Here is an 18,530-nt window from a genome sequence, read left to right on the forward strand (position 1 = left end):
GACCGACGAGACCCCGAAGGAACCGTCGACGAAGACGAAAGCAGCGTTGTCGGAGGGGAAGAAGGCCGAACGACGACTCGGTCTGCTGCTCGTCGCGCCCGCCGCGATCGTGATGCTCGCCGTGACGGCCTATCCGGTGGGATACGCCGTCTGGCTCAGTCTGCAGCGCTACGATCTGCGGTTCCCCGACGAGCGCCGCTTCGTCGGACTGTCGAACTACGTCGCGGTGCTCAGCGACGGATTCTGGTGGCAGGCCTTCATCGTCACCTCGCTCGTCACCCTGGTCTCCGTCGCGATCGAGTTCGTGCTCGGTCTGGCGATCGCTCTCGTCATGCACCGCACGATCGTCGGCAAGGGCATCGTGCGCACGGTGGTGCTGATCCCGTACGGCATCGTCACCGTCGCCGCCGCCTACAGCTGGTACTACGCGTGGACCCCGGGCACGGGTTATCTCGCGAATCTGTTGCCCGACGGCAGCGCCCCACTCACCGACCAGATTCCGTCCCTGGCGATCATCGTGCTCGCCGAGGTGTGGAAGACCACGCCGTTCATGGCGCTGCTCCTCCTCGCCGGCCTCGCACTCGTCCCCGACGATCTGCTCAAGGCGGCACAGGTCGACGGCGCCGGGGCGTGGACGCGTCTGGTGCGGATCATCGTGCCGCTGATGAAACCGGCAATCCTCGTCGCCCTGCTCTTCCGCACGCTCGACGCCTTCCGCATCTTCGACAACATCTACGTCCTCACCCGCGGTGCCAACGGCACAGGGTCGGTGTCGATCCTCGGCTACGACAATCTGTTCCGGGCCTTCAACCTCGGCATCGGGTCGGCGATCAGCGCCCTGATCTTCCTGTGCGTCGCGATCATCGCGTTCGTGTTCATCAAGTTGTTCGGTGCATCCGCGCCCGGCTCGGACGAAGGGGGCCGATGATGGCCGAGACCAGGAAACGGACCCTGTCGTGGTCGGCGGTGAACCTGATCGTCCTGCTCTACGCACTCGTTCCGGTGCTGTGGATCGCGAGCCTGTCGTTCAAGCCGCCCGGCACCATCCAGGACGGCCGGTTCATTCCGCAGCAGTGGACGCTGGACAACTACCGCGGCATCTTCCGCACCGACGCGTTCACGAGCGCCCTGATCAACTCCATCGGCATCGGCCTGATCGCCACGGTCATCGCGGTGATTCTCGGGACGATGGCGGCCTACGCGATCGCCCGGCTCGACTTCCCCGGTAAGAAGATCCTGGTGGGCGTGGCGCTGCTCATCGCGATGTTCCCCCAGATCTCCCTCGTCAGCCCGCTGTTCGAGATCATGCGCGGCCTCGGACTGTTCGACACGTGGGCGGCGCTGATCCTTCCGTACATCACCTTCTCGCTGCCGCTCGCGATCTACACCCTGTCGGCCTTCTTCAAGGAGATCCCGTGGGAACTCGAGAAGGCCGCGAAGATGGACGGCGCGACACCGGGTCAGGCGTTCCGGAAGGTCGTGGCTCCGCTCGCCGCTCCCGGCATCATCACGGCGGCGATCCTGGTGTTCATCTTCTGCTGGAACGACCTGCTGTTCGCGATCTCGCTGACCTCCACCGAGCGGTCCATCACCGCACCCGCCGCGATCGCGAACTTCACGGGTGCCTCGCAGTTCGAGGAACCGACCGGGTCGATCGCGGCGGCCGCCGTCGTCATCACGATCCCGATCATCGTGTTCGTCCTGATCTTCCAACGTCGAATCGTCGCCGGACTGACCTCCGGCGCAGTGAAGGGATAACTACCGTGGCCGAGATCGTGCTCGACAAGGTGACGAAGGAATATCCGGACGGAGCGAGGGCCGTCAGCGACGTGGATCTCGAGATCGCCGACGGCGAGTTCATCATCCTCGTCGGTCCGTCCGGGTGTGGAAAGTCCACGACGCTCAACATGATCGCCGGTCTCGAGGACATCTCCGACGGCGAACTGCGCATCGCAGGGGAGCGGGTCAACGAACGGGCGCCGAAGGACCGCGACATCGCGATGGTCTTCCAGTCCTACGCGCTGTATCCCCACATGTCGGTGCGCGACAACATCGCGTTCCCGCTCACCCTCGCGAAGGTGCCCAAGGACGAGATCGGCCGCAAGGTCGACGAAGCGGCCCGGATCCTCGATCTCACACAGCATCTCGACCGTAAGCCCGCCAACCTGTCGGGTGGTCAGCGGCAGCGCGTGGCCATGGGGCGGGCGATCGTGCGCAGCCCCAAGGCGTTCCTCATGGACGAGCCGCTGTCGAACCTCGACGCCAAGCTGCGCGTGCAGATGCGCACCGAGATCGCACGACTGCAGAAGCGTCTCGGGACCACGACGGTGTACGTCACGCACGACCAGACCGAGGCGATGACGCTCGGCGACCGTGTCGTCGTGATGCGCGGCGGGCTCGTGCAGCAGGTCGGGGCGCCGCAGGAGTTGTACGACCATCCGCAGAACCTGTTCGTCGCCGGATTCATCGGGTCGCCGTCGATGAACTTCGTTCCGGGACAGATCGAGAACGGTTCGATCCGCACCTCGTTCGGTGAGTTCCGGTTGCCCGACGAGCGGTGGGAGACCGTGCGCCGCAACAATCCGTCGCGCGAGGTGGTCGTCGGTATCCGTCCGGAGCACTTCGAGGACGCCGACCTGCTCGACCCGGCCCAGCGGGAGGCGGGCGTGACCTTCTCCGCCGAGGTCGACGTGCTCGAGTCGATGGGCTCCGACAAGTTCGCGTACTTCTCGACCGAGGGTCCGGGCGTGCACTCGAAGGACCTCGACGAACTCGCCGCCGACGCCGGCGCCGACATGTCGGCCGAATCGCTGGTCGCGCGGTTGTCGGTGGAATCGCAGGCCACCAAGGGCGGGACCGTGCAGTTGTGGTTCGACCCGGCGAAGATCGCGCTGTTCGATCAGGAGACCGGCGCGAACGTCACCCTCTGACGAATACGAACCTCGGTGGATCCGACCCCGGAAAGCGGGGCCGGATCCACCCAAGTCGTCAGCGGGGTGCGCGGCTGCGGAGCTCGTCGACGATCTCCTCGCTCCACACGTGCCGCCGCACGAGCCGGTACCGCTCGCTCGCGATCCACAGATAGACCTCGGCGTCGGTGCGTGAGCGCAGCATTCCCGCCTCCCGGGCCATCGCGACGACGGGAACGAACTCCTCCTCGTACCAGCGACGCGCGACCTCCTCGCGGGTGAGGTACTCGCCGAGATCCTGCATGAGCCGGAAGCCCCACGCCTCGACGGCCTCGGCCAGTTCGGCGTACCCCCACGGGTCGGACACGCGGATCGCATCCTGCGCCGCGCCATGGAGGGGGACGCGGCCGAGGAACATGCGGAAGTGGTCCTTGCGCACGAGATCGGGGCGGGCCGTGATGCCCTCCGCGGGCACCTTCGTGGTGATCTCGGTGACGTAGGCGTCGATGGTGCGGTCGCCCTGCGCGTAGGCGATCGACACGCGGTGGTGCCCGTCCTGCACGAAGTGCATCGGCCCCACCCGGTACACCGAGATCGGGGGGATGGCCTCGCCGCGACGCCGCGCGGCCGCGATGCGTTCCCAGCGTGCACGCAGACGCGCCGAGGTGGGGCGGAAACGGCGGTCGAAGTCGTCGGCGCGGTCGACGCTGCCGACGATCGAGGCGACCTCGATGATCTGCAACCCGAGGCGCCGCTCGCCGATACGCCCGAGGGCGGCGACGACGTCGTCGAAGGGCAGCACCGTGTTGACGTCGGCCGGTTCGCGGCGCAGCCATGCGATCAGCCGGGCGTACTCGGCGCGCCGGCGTTGCCGGGCGAAATCGTCGCCGGCATCGGAGACCGGAAAACCGGTGTCGCGAGCCACGCTTCGACGGTACCGGGCGGTGCACCGGTCCGGGTGGGAACCGCATGTGCGGGACGGGGGCTACATTGCAGGGGTGACCGACGCAGTTCTCGCCACCGTCCGCAGCCACCTCACCGAGCACCTGACCGCGCCGGGTGATCCGGAACCGGAATCGGCGTCGGTGACCTTCCTCGGTCTCGAACCGATCGAGGTCCTCCGTTTCCGCGGCTCCGAACTCCTGCGGTACGCGACCCTGGGGTGTTCCCGGCACCCGATGGGCGACCCGACCGACATGGTGGCCGACCCGACGCGCGGGCCGCGTGCCGAACTGGTCCTCAGCCTGCGCGACAACGAGGGCGTCACCGCCGGCGTCCACCGCACCCTTGCGGTGCTCGCGGCGCTGCCCGCCGTGGAGGGCGTGGTTCTCACCGACGACGCCCTGCTCGATCTCGGGGAGCCGCTGTGGCCGGGTGCCCCGTTCACCGCGGTGTTGCTCGAGGCGGCCGACGTGCCGTCGCTGGAGTTGCCCGAGCCCTCCGACCCGGTCCACTTCTTCGAGGCCCGCCCGATCACCGGTACCGAGGCGGCCTGGAAGCGGCTGAAGGGAACCGAGGCGCTGCGCGAGGCGTGGGAGGAAGCGGGCATCGACCTGAGCGACCCGCGCCGGGCGCAAGCACGTCTGTGACCGTCCCGGTTCTCACCGACCGCGCGCTCGGACGCGCCACGCTGGCCCGCCAGCACCTGCTGCGGCGGAGCAGCACGGATGCCCTGTCGATGATCGGGCACCTGCTCGGGTTGCAGGCCCAGGCACCCCTCGCCCCGTATTTCGCGCTGTGGACCCGCATACGGAACTTCCGGCCCTACGCCTTGTCGGACCTGCTGGAGTCGCGTGCGGTCGTCCGGATCGCATTGATGCGCGGCACCGTGTTCGCGGTCTCCGGCGCCGACGCGCACGCGCTGCGCCCGTGGGTGCAGCCGGTGCTCGACCGGGGCGTCGACGCGAACAAGGCCCACCGCATCGGACTCGAGGGTCTCGACCGGTCGGCGCTCGTGTCGGTCGCCCGGGAACTGTTGGCCGGCACCCCGATGAGTCAGGCCGAGCTGCGACCGTTGCTCGCCGACCGGTTCCCCGACCAGGATCCGGCTGCGCTGGCACACGCGGTGCGGTGCCTGCTCCCGCTCGTGCAGGTGCCGCCGCGCGGATTGTGGGGACGAGCGGGACAGCCTCGCCTGGCACACCTCGACGAGTACGTGGGCCCGCCGCCTGCGCTGCCCGGTCCCGATCGGCTGATTCTGCGGTATCTGGCCGCCTTCGGCCCCGCGAGTGTCAAGGACGTGCAGACCTGGTGCGGCCTGACCCGGCTCGCCGAGATCGTCGGCCGACTCCGCCCGTATCTCGTGGTGTTCCGGGACGAACGCGGAACGGAACTGTTCGACCTTCCCGACGCGCCGCGACCCGACCCGTCGACCCCTGCACCCGTACGGATCCTCGCGCCGTTCGACAACGTGCTCCTCTCGCATGCCGACCGCACCCGCTTCGTCTCGGAGGAGCTCCGCAGGCGCATCATGGCGGAGAACGGGATCATCGCACCCCTGTTGCTCGTCGGAGGCACGGTCGCCGGTAGCGCCCGCGTGACGACCGACCGGAAGGCCGCCGCCGTGGAGATGACGCTGTGGCGGACGGTCGCGGCGTCCGCGCGGTCGGCGCTCGAAGCCGAGGGCATGCGACTGCTGAGGTTCGCGGCACCGGGGGTAGAGACACACGACGTGCGGTTCGTCGACGCCCGCTGAGCCGTCCCGCCCGTCGAGTTGTCCCCGGCCCGCTGTCAGCCCTGCGGCACGACCACCCCGAGCGATCCGGCACCGAGGCACACGGTCGTGCCGGGAGCGGACGAGCGCGCCTGCAACGCCGACCCGTCCCCGGAGACGCGGACGTACACCGTCCCGAGTCCTTCGGAGACGGGGACCGGAACGGATGCGTGGCCGGGGAAGCCGAGGTCGATCGTGCCGTCGGCGGAGGCCCGGTAGTTCACCTGCACGGTCCACTCCCAGTCGCCCGCGGGGGAATCGAGCGGCACGGCCGTGACGGCGTCGGTGGTGACGCGATGGCCGCAGTCGGGCTCGGGGCCGGGCGGGACGAGGCGCAGCGGCAACAGGTCGGCGGGAGTGCGGTGGCCGAGATCGTCGAGGACCCACAGGTCGGTCGCGTGGTCGCGGATGTCGGACCGGTCGGGCAGCGCGGAGAAGACGGACCCCACCAGATTGTGCGGGTAGGTGACGGGCAGCAGGATCCATACCGACACCGGGTGATCGAGCACGGGCTCGTCGGGCCGGGCCGTGAGCGCCGCCTTCGCCGCCCCGAGATAATCGCCCGTCGGATTGTCCGACCAGCTGCGCGCGAACGTCACGGTCGACCACAGGGAGCCGACGGTGAACACGGCCGCGCAGATCCAGGCGGTCGCACGCACGGCACGAGGACGGGACGTCGTGCCTCGTCGCGGGGCGCGCAGGATCAGCGCCGCGGCGATCGCGACGACCACGGCGGAGTCGGCGAAGTAGCGCAGGGTGCGTGCGAGTTCGTAGGTGGTCTCCGGGCCGAAGCGGGTGCTGATCATCGCCGCGAGCGAGGCCAGGATGTAGGCGATCACCGCGAGCCACACGGGCCCGGTCCGCCGTCGCCGGCGCACCGTCCACGCCGCGGCGCCCGCGACAGCGAGCCACGCGACCACGACGAGCACGAGCGGGGGATCGGCCCAGGGCGGGCTCGGATTCCACCGCTCCCACTCCCAGGGACCACCGAGCAGCGACGGCAACAGTCCGTAGGAGATGCCGTGATGGGTCAACCCGGCCACCATCGACCACGGCGGGATCCCGAACCGGGGTTCGACGATCGTCGAGTAACAGACCGCCCACACGACCAGCACGGCCGCCGAGCCGAGCCACAACGGCCGGGCCTGCGCCCACGTGCTGCCGATCGGCCGAACGAGTCCGTCCACGTGACGTGCGAGGGCGACCGTCGCGAACGCGGCGAACGGAACGAGGACCGACTTCTCGAAGAACACCAGCGCCACGGCGGTGACGACGAGGGCGCTCACGATATGACGGCGCCGGCCGGTCCTGCTGTACTGCAGCGCATCTCCCGCGACCCAGGACAGCGCCGCCTGCAGCGGCAACGCGTTGAGTGCGGCGGCCCACCACGCGAAGGCCGGAAGCGTCAGCGGCGTGAGGAGATAGAACAGCAGCGGCCCCCACAGGGCGCGTCGCGGTCCGAGCAGCAGCCAGAGCACCCGCAGCACCGCCAGCGACGCGAGCAGCTGACCGATCACGAGCGAGGCCGCCGCCGGCCACCACTCCAACGGTGCGATCGCCGTGGCGATCCCGGCCACGAGGAAGGCGGCGGGCATCAGGTGACCGTCGTGGTCGTACCGCAGCAAGACGTCGGACAGCAGCGGATACGACCCCGCACGCCCGACGAGGATCAGGTCGTCCCAGTAGAACTCGCCGGTCGCGGCCACCACGGTCCGGAGGATCGTCTGCAGCAGGATCAGCGCGAGAGCGACGGCGAGCACCTGGCGCCGCGGCGATCGCGCTGCCTGCGCAGCGCGTCTCGATGGACGGTCGAGTTCGGTGATCAAAGCCAGTTGTTGCGCCTGAAGGTGACGAACAGTCCCACGGTGATCGCGACGATCGCAGCGAGTACGACGTAATAGCCGTACTCCCACTGCAGTTCGGGCATGCGATCGAAGTTCATGCCGTAGATCCCGGCGATCATCGTCGGCACGGCGGCGATCGCGACCCACGCGGAGATCTTGCGCATGTCGGTGTTCTGCTGCACGGTGACCTTCGCGATCGCCGCGTCGAGCAGCGTGCCGAGCGTCTCGTCGAAGGCAGCGATGCGATCGGACACCGTCGTGTGATGGTCGGCGACGTCGCGGAAGTACCGCCGGACGTCCTTCGGGATCGGGTTGCCCGGCGCCCGGATGAGTTGCTGCAGCGGCTCGGCGAGCGGCACGACGGCCCGGCGCAGCTGCACGATCTCGCGCTTGAGCATGTAGATCTGGTCGACGGCGATCCGCGTGTCGGGGGTGAACACGAGTTCCTCGATGTCGTCGACGTCGGGCTGCACGGCCGTGGTGACGGCGAGATAGGAGTCGACCACGTGGTCGGCGATCGCGTGGAGCACGGCCGCCGGACCGCGGGACAGATGATCGGGATCGCGTTCGAGGCGCTTGCGCACGTGCGACAGCTCGGAGTGGTCGCCGTGCCGCACGCTCACGATGAAGTCGGGGCCGGTGAACAACATGATCTCGCCGGTCTCGACGATGTCCTTGGTGGTCGTCACCGACTCGTGCTCGATGTAGCTGACGGTGCGCAGCACCAGGAACAGCACGTCGTCGTAGCGCTCGAGCTTCGGCCGCTGATGGGCGTGGACGGCGTCCTCGACCATCAGTTCGTGGAGTCCGAAGGTGCGCGAGACGTTCGACATCTGCTCCTCGTCGGGGTGGTGCAGCCCGAGCCACACGAAACCCGTACCGCGCCGACGTACCTCCGCCACGGCCTCGGTGTGGGTGTAGCGGCCGGGCAGGCGGTGCCCGTCGACGTAGACCGCGCAGTCGACCACCGTTTGCGCGGTGGGGACGGTGGGAGCCGGGGGAGTGGGACCGCGACGGGTGGCACGAGAAGGCTGATGCGGCATGTTGTCCTTCCTCACGGCATGCCGCTGGGATGCGGCCCGGTCGCAGGCCCGCGACGCGGCGGTCGCCCGTCGGGGACCGGGCGGGGCAGCTGCAGTCATGCTAGCCCGCCGACCTGACAGACTGGTGGCGTGCGTATCGATCTCCACACCCACTCCTCCGCGTCGGACGGCACCGACGCTCCTGCGGAACTGGTCCGTGCCGCTGCCCGGGCGGGTCTCGACGTCGTGGCCCTGACCGACCACGACACCACCGCGGGATGGGACGAGGCCGCGGCAGCCCTGCCGACGGGCCTGCGTCTCGTCCGGGGGATGGAGATGTCCTGCACGGGACGCGGGGAGGACGGCGCCCCGGTCGCCGTGCACCTGCTGGCCTATCTGTTCGACCCGCACGACGCTGTCTTCGTCGCCGAGCTCGAGCGGCTCCGCGGTGAACGGGTGTCGCGGATCCGGGCGATGGGTGTGCGGATGGCGGACGACGGTCTGCCGATCGACATCGACGCGGTGCTCGCCGACGCGGGCCCTGCCGCGGGCCGGCCCCATCTGGCGCGAGCGCTCGTCACCGCCGGTGTCGTGCCCACGGTGGGCGACGCGTTCACCGAGCTGCTGTCGCCGCGCGGCCGCTACTACGTGCCGAAGGCCGACACCCCGCTCGCCGACGCCGTGAAGATGGTGACGGCCGCGGGCGGTGTGCCGGTGGTCGCGCACGCTCGGGCGCGTGCGCGCGGACGGCTCCTCGCCCTCGACCACATCGAGGAACTCGCCGAACTCGGACTCGGCGGTGTCGAGGCCGATCACCCCGATCACAGCGAGCAGGACGTGCGGACGATGCGCGACCTCGCGCGGTCGCTCGGGGTGGTCGTCACGGGATCGTCCGACTATCACGGCGACAACAAGGACGTGAGGCTCGGCAGCTTCACCACGGCTCCGGCGGCGTACGAGGCGCTGCTCGACCGCGCGACCGGCGTCGAGGTGCTCGAGGGATGAGGCGACGCGGTGCGCGGTATCCGGACGAGGAGTACGGGTTGCCGGACGACGAAAATTACTACGACAGTGAGTACTACAACGAGCCGTATTACCCGGACGACGGGTACTACGCCGATTCCTGTGAACCCGCACCGCGCCGCGCGAGTCTGCCGGTCCGCGTTCTCCGTGCCCTCTCGGGTGTGGTGTGCGGAGCGGTGCTGGTCCTGACTCTCGTGGTGTGCGGGGCCCAGTACCTCGCCGGCGACCGCGGTTTCCCGGGTCCGGGCACCACCTCGGTCGCCGCGCACGTCGTCGCCGCGCTCGTGGCCCTGATCGCCCAGGTGACGGCGGATCGGCGCTCGGGTGGCGCAGCACTCCTGTCGAGCCTTGTGGTGATCTTCACTGCATCGATTCTGATGATCACCCAGTGGTGGGGATGACGGCCCGGAGTGCCATCCGGGCTACCCGTCGGTAGCCGTCGTGTAACTGCGGAAATTCATGTCGATGCGCCCACGGCGGGGTGTTCACGGCACGTAAACTCACAGGTGAGGCGACAAAACCGTGAGACCTTCGCAATCGATGCCGATTTGATTGTTCGTCTGCAAAGGTGGCAAACTTGCGGCAATCCGAAAGCCGGAATACCCCGGAATCGGACGAAGGATGGCAGACCCACCCAGGGCTAGATCACCCAGGGCTCGATGCCAGGGCCACCCGCCCCGGCTCCATCACGTTCCGGAAGCCGTACAGCGTTGTACAGCGGCAGTCGTGATCGCGCCCGGAAGCTTCAACCCAATGTCCTTGGCGAAGCAGTGCAACTCGATGCATACACGTGTGTGAAATGCATTGAAATGCGGTGTTTTCGCAGCAACCGAGTCCAGAGGTCGACTCGGCACACGCAGGAGTGTCATCGTGTCAATTGTGTCTGATGCACCTACCCCTCAGAAGCTCGAGTTGACGGACGAGGAGATCTTCTCGAGTCACGTCGACGGCAAGCTGTCGGTCGAGCTGACCGCACCGCTCGAGAACCAGCGCGATCTGTCGATCGCGTACACCCCCGGCGTCGCCCAGGTCTGCCGGGCCATCGCCGCCGACGAGACCCTCGTCGACCGATACACCTGGACCAACCGCCTGGTCGTCGTCGTCTCCGACGGCACCGCGGTCCTCGGTCTCGGCAACATCGGCGCACGTGCCTCGCTTCCGGTGATGGAAGGTAAGTCCGCGCTGTTCAAGAAGTTCGCGGGCCTGAACTCCATTCCGCTGGTGCTCGACACCACCGATCCCGACGAGATCGTCGAGACCCTCATCCGGCTGCGTCCGTCCTTCGGCGCCGTCAACCTCGAGGACATCTCGGCTCCGCGCTGCTTCGAGATCGAGAAGCGCGTCATCGAGGCGCTCGACTGCCCGGTCATGCACGACGACCAGCACGGCACCGCGATCGTCGCACTCGCCGCACTCAAGGGTGCGCTGAAGGTGCAGGGCCGCGACATCGCCGACCTGCGCATCGTGATCTCCGGCGCCGGTGCTGCCGGCGTGGCGTGCACGAACATCCTGCTCGCCGCCGGTGCACGCGACGTGGTGGTCCTCGATTCGAAGGGCATCATCTCCGCCGACCGCGCCGATCTCGGTGAGATCAAGGCCGATCTGGCCTCCCGCACCAACCCCGAGGGCCGCAAGGGCGGCATCGCCGAGGCGCTCGACGGCGCCGACGTCTACCTCGGCGTGTCGTCGGGCACCGTGCCCGAGGAGATCGTCGCGACGATGGCCGACGACTCCATCATCTTCGCGATGTCGAACCCGGATCCGGAGATCCACCCCGACATCGCCCACAAGCACGCCGCGATCGTGGCGACGGGTCGCAGCGACTTCCCGAACCAGATCAACAACGTGCTGGCTTTCCCCGGTGTGTTCAAGGGCGCGCTCGACGCAGGTGCCCGCCGCATCACCGAGGGTATGAAGCTCGCCGCTGCCGAGGCCATCCTCTCGGTCGTCGGTGACGAACTGGCCGCGGACAAGATCGTCCCGAGCCCGCTCGATCCGCGCGTGGCGCCCGCCGTCGCCGAGGCCGTCGCGGCCGCGGCGAAGGCCGAGGGCGTCACCGACTAGGGATTCGTTCCCTGCGAGATCGCACCGAACGCCCCGATCCGAACCGCACAAGGGTTCCGGACCGGGGCGTTCGGCGTCCCGGCAGGCCGAGCGGTGGGCAGGTGCGGATCGTGGCGCACCGGTGGGCGACAATGACCGCCGTGGCGAACGAAGCGAGACGGATCCGGCCGGTCGCGGCGACGGCGCTCACCGCATGCGCGGCGGCGGCCGTGCTCCAGGGATGCGCGTCGCCCGTCCTCGACGAGGCGGCACCGTCGACGACGGTGATCGTCGGGGCGGGGGAGCGGCCCGACGAGGAACTGCTCGCGCAGCTCTACGCGGGAGCACTGCGCGGCAGCGGGATCGACGTGCAGGTCCGTTCCGATGTCACCGACCCGCCCGCAGCGCTCGACGCCGCCGACCTCACGCTGATCCCCGGCTACACGGGAAGGCTGCTCGCGTCCTACGACCCCGGTGCCGACGCGACCGACGCCGAGGACGTCTTCGAGGCGCTGGCGCGTGCACTGCCCGACGAACTGACGATCTCCGACTACGCCTCGGCGCAGGACCGCGCGGTGCTGCTCGCCGACCGCGACCGCCTCACGCAATGGTCGGCGAGCCGCGTGGCCGACCTCGCCGACCGCTGCGCCGATCTGACGTTCGCGGTGACCGAGGACTTCGAATCCGCCGGTGGACTCACCGCGCTCGAACGCGCCGACTGCCGACCGCGCGAGGTGCGGCGGATCGACGATGCGCAGTCCGCCGCCGTCGCATCGGAACCCGACACGGTCGTCGGAACCACCACGACGTCGCCCGCCCTCGCGGAGATCGACGCGGATTCGCCCGTGAGCACCGTGCCCGACGCCCCCGACCGCAACCCGCAGGACGACGCGGAGGCCGACGACGCGCCTGCACCGGTCCTGCCGGCCCAGAACGTCGTCCCGGTCTTCCGCAAGGGCACCCTCGGCGAGGCACAACTCGACGCGCTGCGGACCATCGCCGGTGAGCTCACCACGAGCGATCTCACCGAACTGCGCGCGCGAGTCGACGAGGGAGACGATCCCGAGGCCGTGGCCCGCGAGTGGATCGACGAACACGCCGGAGCGTGAACGGCAGCCCGTGTGTGTGAACGGCAGCCTGTGTGTTCAGCCCGCGCGAGTGCCCATCCGGTCGCGGAGGAAGACACCGAAATCGGCGATCGCCGCGGCGGCCTCGGGAACGAGCGACGCCTGCAACGGCGCGACGTGCCACAGCTCGGGTTGCTCGACGAGGGTGACGTCGACGCCCGCCGCCCGGAGCTTCTCGGCGTACTGCCGCACCTGCGGGTAGAACATCTCCGCGGTGCCCACCTGGATGAGAGTCGGCGGCAGACCCGTGGGATCGGCGTGGATGGGCGCGTAGCCGGGATCGGTGGGATCGCCGTCGGCGAGATACGCCTCGGCCGAGGAGTACACCCAGCCCTTGTTCAGAACGACGTCGTTCACGTCGGGCAGGTCGCGGGTGGCCGGATCGGTCCACGGCGACAGCAATCCGAGCGCGGGCGGGGTGATGCCGTGACGGTCGACGAGCCGGTGCGTGGTGGCCGCGGCGAGACCACCGCCCGCCGAGTCGCCGGCGATCGCGATACCGGACACCTCGAAGCCGTGCTCGCTGACGAGTTCGAGATAGGCCGCCTCGGCGTCGTTCAGCGCCGCCGGATAGGGATGCTCGGGAGCGAGCCGGTAGTCGAGGACGTACACGGCCGACCCGGCCGCGGCCGCGAGATGCGCCGCGAGCGAGCGGTGCGTGGCGAGCGACCCGCCGGTGTACGCACCGCCGTGCAGATACAGGATCGCGGTGGTCCGCTCGGTGGCGCCCACGGTGATCCGTTCGGCGGGGCGTCCCGCCAGACGGATCGGGCGCACCACGGTGTCCTTCGGGAGGAACTGCAGCGGCGCCGCGAGATCGAGCAACCGGCGCTGCGTGGCGAACGACCAGCGCGGCGACAGCAGGGCACGGAAGAGAGGACGCAGGGCGGTACGCGCCACCCGCGGTGACATCTGGGGTGTCGGAGGCATGCCGCAGCCTATCCCTTCGGCACGACCCGGGAGGTCACGGTGGCGACGACACGCTGATAGGCCGGTCCGGCGACGCGGACGAAAGCATCGAGCAGCTTCGCGTCGGCGCCGATGAGTACGCGCGCCTTGTTCTTCCGCACACCGGTCAGGATGGTCTTCGCAGCGTCCTCGGGGGTCGTGCGTGCGAGCTTGCGGTCGAAGAACTCCGCGAAGGTCGCCTGGTCGTCGCCGTCCGGGACGGCGGCGTTGCGCGCGATCGCGGTCTTGATGCCGCCGGGATGCACACACGTGACCTGCACGGGATGCCGCGCGACGAGCATCTCCTGCCGTACCGCCTCGGTGAAGCCGCGCACGGCGAACTTCGCCGAGTTGTACGCCGCCTGGCCCGGGATGCTCAGCAGGCCGAACAGGCTCGAGACGTTGATCAGGTGACCGTCGCCCGACGCGATGAGATGCGGAAGGAAAGCCTTGGTGCCGTTGACGACTCCCCAGAAGTCGACGTCCATCACGCGCTCGATGTCCTTGAACTCGGTGCGCTCGAGATCGCCGTGATAGGCGATGCCCGCGTTGTTGTACACCTGGTGGACCGCACCGAAGTGGGCGGCGACCTGCTCGGCGTACTCGAGGACCTTCTCGCGCTGGGTGACGTCGAGATGGTCGGCCTTCACCTCGGCGCCGAGTTCCCGTGCGCGACGCGCGGTCTCCTCGAGCCCGGCGGTGTCGACGTCCGAGATCGCCAGGCGGGCACCTTCGGCCGCGAGGGCGAGGACGAGGGCCCGTCCGATCCCGGACCCCGCGCCCGTGACGACGACGACCCGGCCTGCGAAATCACTCATCGAACTGCTGCCTCTCGGGACGTGCGCTCCTGCGCGGGAAGGTCGGTGGCGACGGGGAGATCCGACTCGGCGACGCTACGGTACGCCTCGAGGTCGAATCTGCGGGTGATACGGCGGAATTCGAAGGTGAATCCCGGCCACAGCGTGGTGTTGTTGCCGTGCTTGTCGAGATACCAGCTCGCGCACCCGCCGTTGTTCCACACGCTCGACCGCAACGCGCGCTGCAGGTCGCGGTTGTACTCGTCCTGCACGTCCTCGCGGACCTCGACCGTGCCGATGCGGTTGCGGTCGAGCGTGCGGATCGCGTCGACGACGTATTCGAGCTGCGACTCGATCATGTACACCATCGAGGTGTGGCCGAGTCCGGTGTTCGGGCCGACGAGGAAGAACAGGTTGGGGAAGCCGGCGACCGAGCTGCCCTTGTACCCCCGCATGCCGGTCTCGTCGAAGACCTCGGCGAGCGAGCGGCCGTCCTTGCCGAAGATGCCGGCGAAGGTCGGGGAGTCGGTGACGTGGAAGCCGGTCGCGACGACGATCGCGTCGACCTCCCGCTCGGTGCCGTCCTTCGCGACGATGCCGCGCGGGGTGACGCGGGCGATGCCGTCGGTGACGAGGTCGACGTTCGGCCGGTCGAGGGCGGGGTAGTAGTTGTTCGAGATCAGCATGCGCTTGCAGCCGATGCCGTAGTTCGGCGTGACCTTCCGCCGCAGTTCCTTGTCGCGGATCTGACGGCGGATCTGGATGCGCGCGGCGAGTTCGAGCGGCTTCATGAAGGCCTGTGCCTTGGCCAGGCCCACGACCTGCGTCTCGCGGGCGGTGTACTGCAGGGCGCGCGAGAGGCGCTGGAAGCCGGGGATGTGGCGGAAGGCGAACCGCTCGGGTGCGGTGTACTCCCGGTCGAAGCGGGGGAGGATCCACGGTGCCGTGCGCTGGTACACGTCGAGTCGGCCTACGGTGCCCGCGATGGCCGGCACGATCTGGATGGCGGAGGCTCCGGTGCCGATGACCGCGACGCGCTTGCCGGCGAGGTCGGCGTCGTGGTTCCACCGTGCCGAGTGGAAGATCTCGCCCTCGAATCCGGAGATGCCCTCGATGTCGGGCAGCGACGGCTCGCACAGCGCGCCGACCGCGGAGATCACGACCTTGGCGCTGTACTTCCCGCGCGTGGTGGCCACGTCCCAGCGGTGCGTCGTGGTGTTCCAGCGGGCCGTCTGCACGTCGCACCCGAAGACGGTGCGTCGCCGCACGTCGTACCGGTCGGCGACCGAGCGGATGTACGCCTGGATCTCCGGCTGGGGAGAGAAGGAGCGCGTCCAGCCGGGGTTGAGGGCGAACGAGTAGGAGTACAGGTTCGACGGGACGTCGCATGCCGCGCCGGGGTAGGTGTTGTCGCGCCAGGTGCCGCCCACCTCGGAGGCGCGTTCGAGCATGAGGAAGTCCTTGCCCGCCTGCGACAGTCGGATGGCCGCGCCGAGCCCGGCGAACCCGCTGCCGATGATCAGCGTGTCGACCTGACGGAACTCCGCGTCGGCGACGGTATCTGTTACCGGAAGACTCATGTACTTGAGGCTAGAGCGTTCCAGTGACCTGGTCAACACTTGTTGACCATAATTCAATAACGGTGTTTGCATGGTGGACGTGGCAGAAGACAGTCCCGCACCCCGTCGAACCCGCCTCGGTCCCGCCCAACGCCGGGCCCAGCTGATCGAACAGGGCCTCGAGCTGCTCGCCGACCGGCCCCTCGAGCAGATCTCCGTCGACGAGGTCGCCGAACGGGCCGGAGTCTCGAAGGGGCTGCTGTTCCACTACTTCACCTCGAAGCACGACTACCACGTCGAACTCGTGCGATGCGTCGGCCGGGATCTCGTCGAGTACACCGCACCGGACGAAGACCTCGAACCGATCGAGATGCTGCGGGGCACGCTCGTCGCGTACGTCGACTACGTCATCCGGCGCCGCGACATGTACATCTCGATCCTGCGCGGAGCGACCAGCGGCGACCCCGACATGCGGGCGGCCTTCGAGGACACCCGCACGGCACTCGTCGACCGGACCGTCGCACACCTGCCTGCCATCGGCATCGAGCCGACGCCGGCCGTACGACTCGCCGTGCGCGGCTGGGTGGCCTTCGTCGAGGACACGACCATCGCGTGGCTACGCGACCCCGAACTCACCCGCGACGAGTTCGTCGAACTGGCCATCGCGGCGCTGTCCGGTGTTGCGCTGGCCGCGCATTCGCTCCACTCTCCGGCCGGCGGGGCTCTCAGCGATCGTTTCCGGGAAGATACTCCTGCAGCTTCGTCTTGACGCCCTGTTTCACGAAGCCCCAACGGTTCTCGTCACCGGCGAGCACGGCCTTGGCGACGTCGGTGAACTGTTCCCACGTCGCGTGCGGCGGGATCGGAGGCATGTCCGGATCGGTGTACACGTCCAGCACCGTCGGGCGATCCGCGGCCAGCGCGCGATCCCAGGCCGCGCCCATCTCGTCCGAGGACTTCACGGTTTCGCCGCCCAGCCCGAGGCCGCGCGCGAAGGCGGCGTAGTCGACATCCGGAAGCGACTGGGACTCCGCGAATTTCGGTGCCCCACCCATCGCACGCATCTCCCACGTGACCTGGTTCAGATCGTTGTTGTGGATGATCGCGACGACGAGCCGCGGGTCGGCCCACTGCTGCCAGTACCGCTGGATGGTGATCAGCTCGGCCATGCCGTTCATCTGCATCGCACCGTCGCCGGCGAACGCGACCACCGGGCGGTCGGGCTGTCCGAACTTCGCGCCGATCCCGTACGGCACCGCCGGACCCATCGTCGCGAGTGTGCCCGACAGCGAACCGCGCATGTCGCCGCGGAACCTCAGTTGGCGCGCATACCAATTGGCGGCCGAACCGGAATCCGCGGTGACGATCGCATCGTCCGGCAGTCGCGGTGAGGCCTCGGCGAACATCCGCAGCGGGTTGACGAACTCGGTCTCGACCTCGGCCTGCTGCCCCATGAGCTGCCACCAGCGCTGCACGTTCTGCTCGATACCCTCGCGCCACGACCGGTCCTCCTTGCGGTGCAGCAGAGGGATGAGCGCGTCGAGTGCGGCGGTGGCATCCGCGACGAGATTGACCTCGTTCGGATAGCGCATCCCGATCATGTTCGGGTCGATGTCGATCTGCACGCAGCGGGCCTGGTCGTATTCGGGCAGGAACTGGCTGTAGGGGAGGGACGAACCGACGATGAGCAGCGTGTCGCAACCGGTCATCATCTCGTGGGTGGGCCGCGTGCCCAGCAACCCGATCGATCCGGTGACCCACGGCAACTCGTCCGACAGCACGTCCTTGCCCAGCAGGGCCTTCGCCACCCCGGCGCCCAGCAGATCCGCGACCTGCCCGAGTTGAGCACGGGCATCCCGGGCGCCGCTGCCGACGAGCATCGCGACCTTGTTCCCGGCGTTGAGGACCTCCGCCGCCCGTCGGATCGCGTCGTCGTCCGGCGCAATGCGGGGGCGGTCGAAACCGACACTCGACGGCACCATCTTGAACTCGTGGCCGGGCGGGGAGTACTCGAGTTCCTGCACGTCGCCGTGGATGATCACGGCCGTGGGCGTGCGGTAGGCGATGGCGGTGCGCATCGCCCGATCGAGGACGTTCGGCAATTGCTCGGGCACCGTCACGGTCTCCACGAACGCCGACGCCACGTCCTTGTACAGCGTGTGCAGGTCCACTTCCTGCTGGTACGACCCGCCCATCGCGGAGCGGTCCGTCTGACCCACGATCGCCACCACCGGGACGTGGTCGAGTTTCGCGTCGTACAGGCCGTTGAGCAGATGGATCGCGCCCGGACCGGAGGTCGCCATGCACACTCCGGGCCGGCCCGTGAACTTCGCGTAGCCGACCGCCTCGAAGGCACTCATCTCCTCGTGCCGGGACTGCACGAAGACCGGGTCGTTGCCGGTGCGCGTCCAGGCGGCGAGGATCCCGTTGATGCCATCGCCGGGATATCCGAAGACGTGGTCCACCCCCCACGCGCGCAGGCGGTGCAACAGGTAGTCGGCCACGGTCGGATTCGCCATCGGTAGCTCCTCGCAGGACGCGATCG

17 protein-coding genes are annotated in these 18,530 nt (G+C 68.9%); 10 read left to right on the top strand and 7 right to left on the bottom strand.

Annotated elements, in window-relative coordinates:
• Window positions 1-46: 46 nt before the first annotated feature.
• From U9J23_RS06745 to U9J23_RS06755, 3 genes are read left to right on the top strand one after another with little or no spacing between them, the layout of a single operon-like run.
• Window positions 47-928: a carbohydrate ABC transporter permease gene (locus tag U9J23_RS06745; RefSeq protein WP_326602859.1), complete on the top strand. Its 882-nt coding sequence runs from the start codon at window positions 47-49 to the stop codon at window positions 926-928.
• Window positions 928-1,758, top strand: a complete 831-nt coding sequence (locus U9J23_RS06750; protein WP_006554305.1) for a carbohydrate ABC transporter permease — start codon at window positions 928-930, stop codon at window positions 1,756-1,758. The genes U9J23_RS06745 and U9J23_RS06750 overlap by 1 nt, the downstream gene beginning before the upstream one ends.
• A 5-nt stretch (window positions 1,759-1,763) precedes the next feature.
• Window positions 1,764-2,930: an ABC transporter ATP-binding protein gene (locus U9J23_RS06755; protein WP_326602001.1), complete on the top strand. Its 1,167-nt coding sequence runs from the start codon at window positions 1,764-1,766 to the stop codon at window positions 2,928-2,930.
• 58 nt (window positions 2,931-2,988) lie between these two features.
• On the opposite strand, the gene U9J23_RS06760 is transcribed toward U9J23_RS06755, so the two are convergent.
• Window positions 2,989-3,834, bottom strand: a complete 846-nt coding sequence (locus U9J23_RS06760) for a hypothetical protein (RefSeq protein ID WP_059382968.1) — start codon at window positions 3,832-3,834, stop codon at window positions 2,989-2,991.
• Window positions 3,835-3,907: 73 nt separating this feature from the next.
• Between U9J23_RS06760 and U9J23_RS06765 the strand changes: the two genes are divergently transcribed.
• The gene (locus U9J23_RS06765; protein WP_016692018.1) at window positions 3,908-4,498 is read left to right on the top strand and encodes a suppressor of fused domain protein; all 591 of its coding nucleotides are present in this window, start codon (window positions 3,908-3,910) and stop codon (window positions 4,496-4,498) included.
• Window positions 4,495-5,604, top strand: coding sequence for a winged helix DNA-binding domain-containing protein (locus U9J23_RS06770; protein WP_059382967.1), 1,110 nt, complete (start codon window positions 4,495-4,497; stop codon window positions 5,602-5,604). Before U9J23_RS06765 ends, U9J23_RS06770 begins: the two co-directional genes overlap by 4 nt.
• A 35-nt stretch (window positions 5,605-5,639) precedes the next feature.
• Here U9J23_RS06770 and U9J23_RS06775 read toward each other — a convergent pair whose 3' ends face one another.
• Together U9J23_RS06775 and U9J23_RS06780 are read right to left on the bottom strand one after the other, a co-directional pair.
• Window positions 5,640-7,448, bottom strand: coding sequence for a hypothetical protein (locus tag U9J23_RS06775; protein ID WP_326602005.1), 1,809 nt, complete (start codon window positions 7,446-7,448; stop codon window positions 5,640-5,642).
• Window positions 7,445-8,509 carry a magnesium and cobalt transport protein CorA gene (locus tag U9J23_RS06780; protein ID WP_326602007.1) on the bottom strand — a complete coding sequence of 355 codons (1,065 nt, stop codon included), beginning with the start codon at window positions 8,507-8,509 and terminating at the stop codon, window positions 7,445-7,447. The genes U9J23_RS06775 and U9J23_RS06780 overlap by 4 nt, the downstream gene beginning before the upstream one ends.
• A 129-nt stretch (window positions 8,510-8,638) precedes the next feature.
• On the opposite strand from U9J23_RS06780, the gene U9J23_RS06785 reads away from it, so the two are divergent.
• From U9J23_RS06785 to U9J23_RS06800, 4 genes are all read left to right on the top strand, one after another.
• A complete protein-coding gene (locus U9J23_RS06785) occupies window positions 8,639-9,493 on the top strand; it encodes a PHP domain-containing protein (RefSeq protein ID WP_059382965.1) in 855 nt (284 codons plus the stop codon).
• Entirely contained in the window at window positions 9,490-9,912 is a 423-nt protein-coding gene (locus tag U9J23_RS06790) for a hypothetical protein (RefSeq protein WP_059382964.1), read from the top strand. The genes U9J23_RS06785 and U9J23_RS06790 overlap by 4 nt, the downstream gene beginning before the upstream one ends.
• Before the next feature lie 469 nt (window positions 9,913-10,381).
• Window positions 10,382-11,575, top strand: a complete 1,194-nt coding sequence (locus U9J23_RS06795; RefSeq protein WP_085468820.1) for an NAD(P)-dependent malic enzyme — start codon at window positions 10,382-10,384, stop codon at window positions 11,573-11,575.
• A 131-nt stretch (window positions 11,576-11,706) separates the two neighbouring features.
• Complete coding sequence (locus U9J23_RS06800; RefSeq protein WP_059382962.1) at window positions 11,707-12,663, top strand: ABC transporter substrate-binding protein; 957 nt, start codon at window positions 11,707-11,709, stop codon at window positions 12,661-12,663.
• Window positions 12,664-12,699: 36 nt separating this feature from the next.
• On the opposite strand, the gene U9J23_RS06805 is transcribed toward U9J23_RS06800, so the two are convergent.
• From U9J23_RS06805 to U9J23_RS06815, 3 genes are read right to left on the bottom strand one after another with little or no spacing between them, the layout of a single operon-like run.
• Complete coding sequence (locus U9J23_RS06805) at window positions 12,700-13,611, bottom strand: alpha/beta hydrolase (protein WP_272267997.1); 912 nt, start codon at window positions 13,609-13,611, stop codon at window positions 12,700-12,702.
• 8 nt (window positions 13,612-13,619) lie between these two features.
• The gene (locus U9J23_RS06810) at window positions 13,620-14,447 is read right to left on the bottom strand and encodes an SDR family NAD(P)-dependent oxidoreductase (protein WP_059382960.1); all 828 of its coding nucleotides are present in this window, start codon (window positions 14,445-14,447) and stop codon (window positions 13,620-13,622) included.
• Window positions 14,444-16,006: a flavin-containing monooxygenase gene (locus tag U9J23_RS06815; protein ID WP_326602013.1), complete on the bottom strand. Its 1,563-nt coding sequence runs from the start codon at window positions 16,004-16,006 to the stop codon at window positions 14,444-14,446. The genes U9J23_RS06810 and U9J23_RS06815 overlap by 4 nt, the downstream gene beginning before the upstream one ends.
• A gap of 70 nt (window positions 16,007-16,076) precedes the next feature.
• On the opposite strand from U9J23_RS06815, the gene U9J23_RS06820 reads away from it, so the two are divergent.
• The gene (locus U9J23_RS06820) at window positions 16,077-16,754 is read left to right on the top strand and encodes a TetR/AcrR family transcriptional regulator (RefSeq protein WP_326602015.1); all 678 of its coding nucleotides are present in this window, start codon (window positions 16,077-16,079) and stop codon (window positions 16,752-16,754) included.
• Here U9J23_RS06820 and U9J23_RS06825 read toward each other — a convergent pair.
• A complete protein-coding gene (locus U9J23_RS06825) occupies window positions 16,711-18,504 on the bottom strand; it encodes a thiamine pyrophosphate-requiring protein (protein ID WP_059382957.1) in 1,794 nt (597 codons plus the stop codon). The two genes, U9J23_RS06820 and U9J23_RS06825, sit on opposite strands and share 44 nt — an antisense overlap.
• Between the last annotated feature and the right edge of the window lie 26 nt (window positions 18,505-18,530).

Origin of the sequence: Rhodococcus sp. PD04 (assembly GCF_035918275.1) — a bacterium.
Lineage (GTDB): Bacteria > Actinomycetota > Actinomycetes > Mycobacteriales > Mycobacteriaceae > Rhodococcus > Rhodococcus rhodochrous.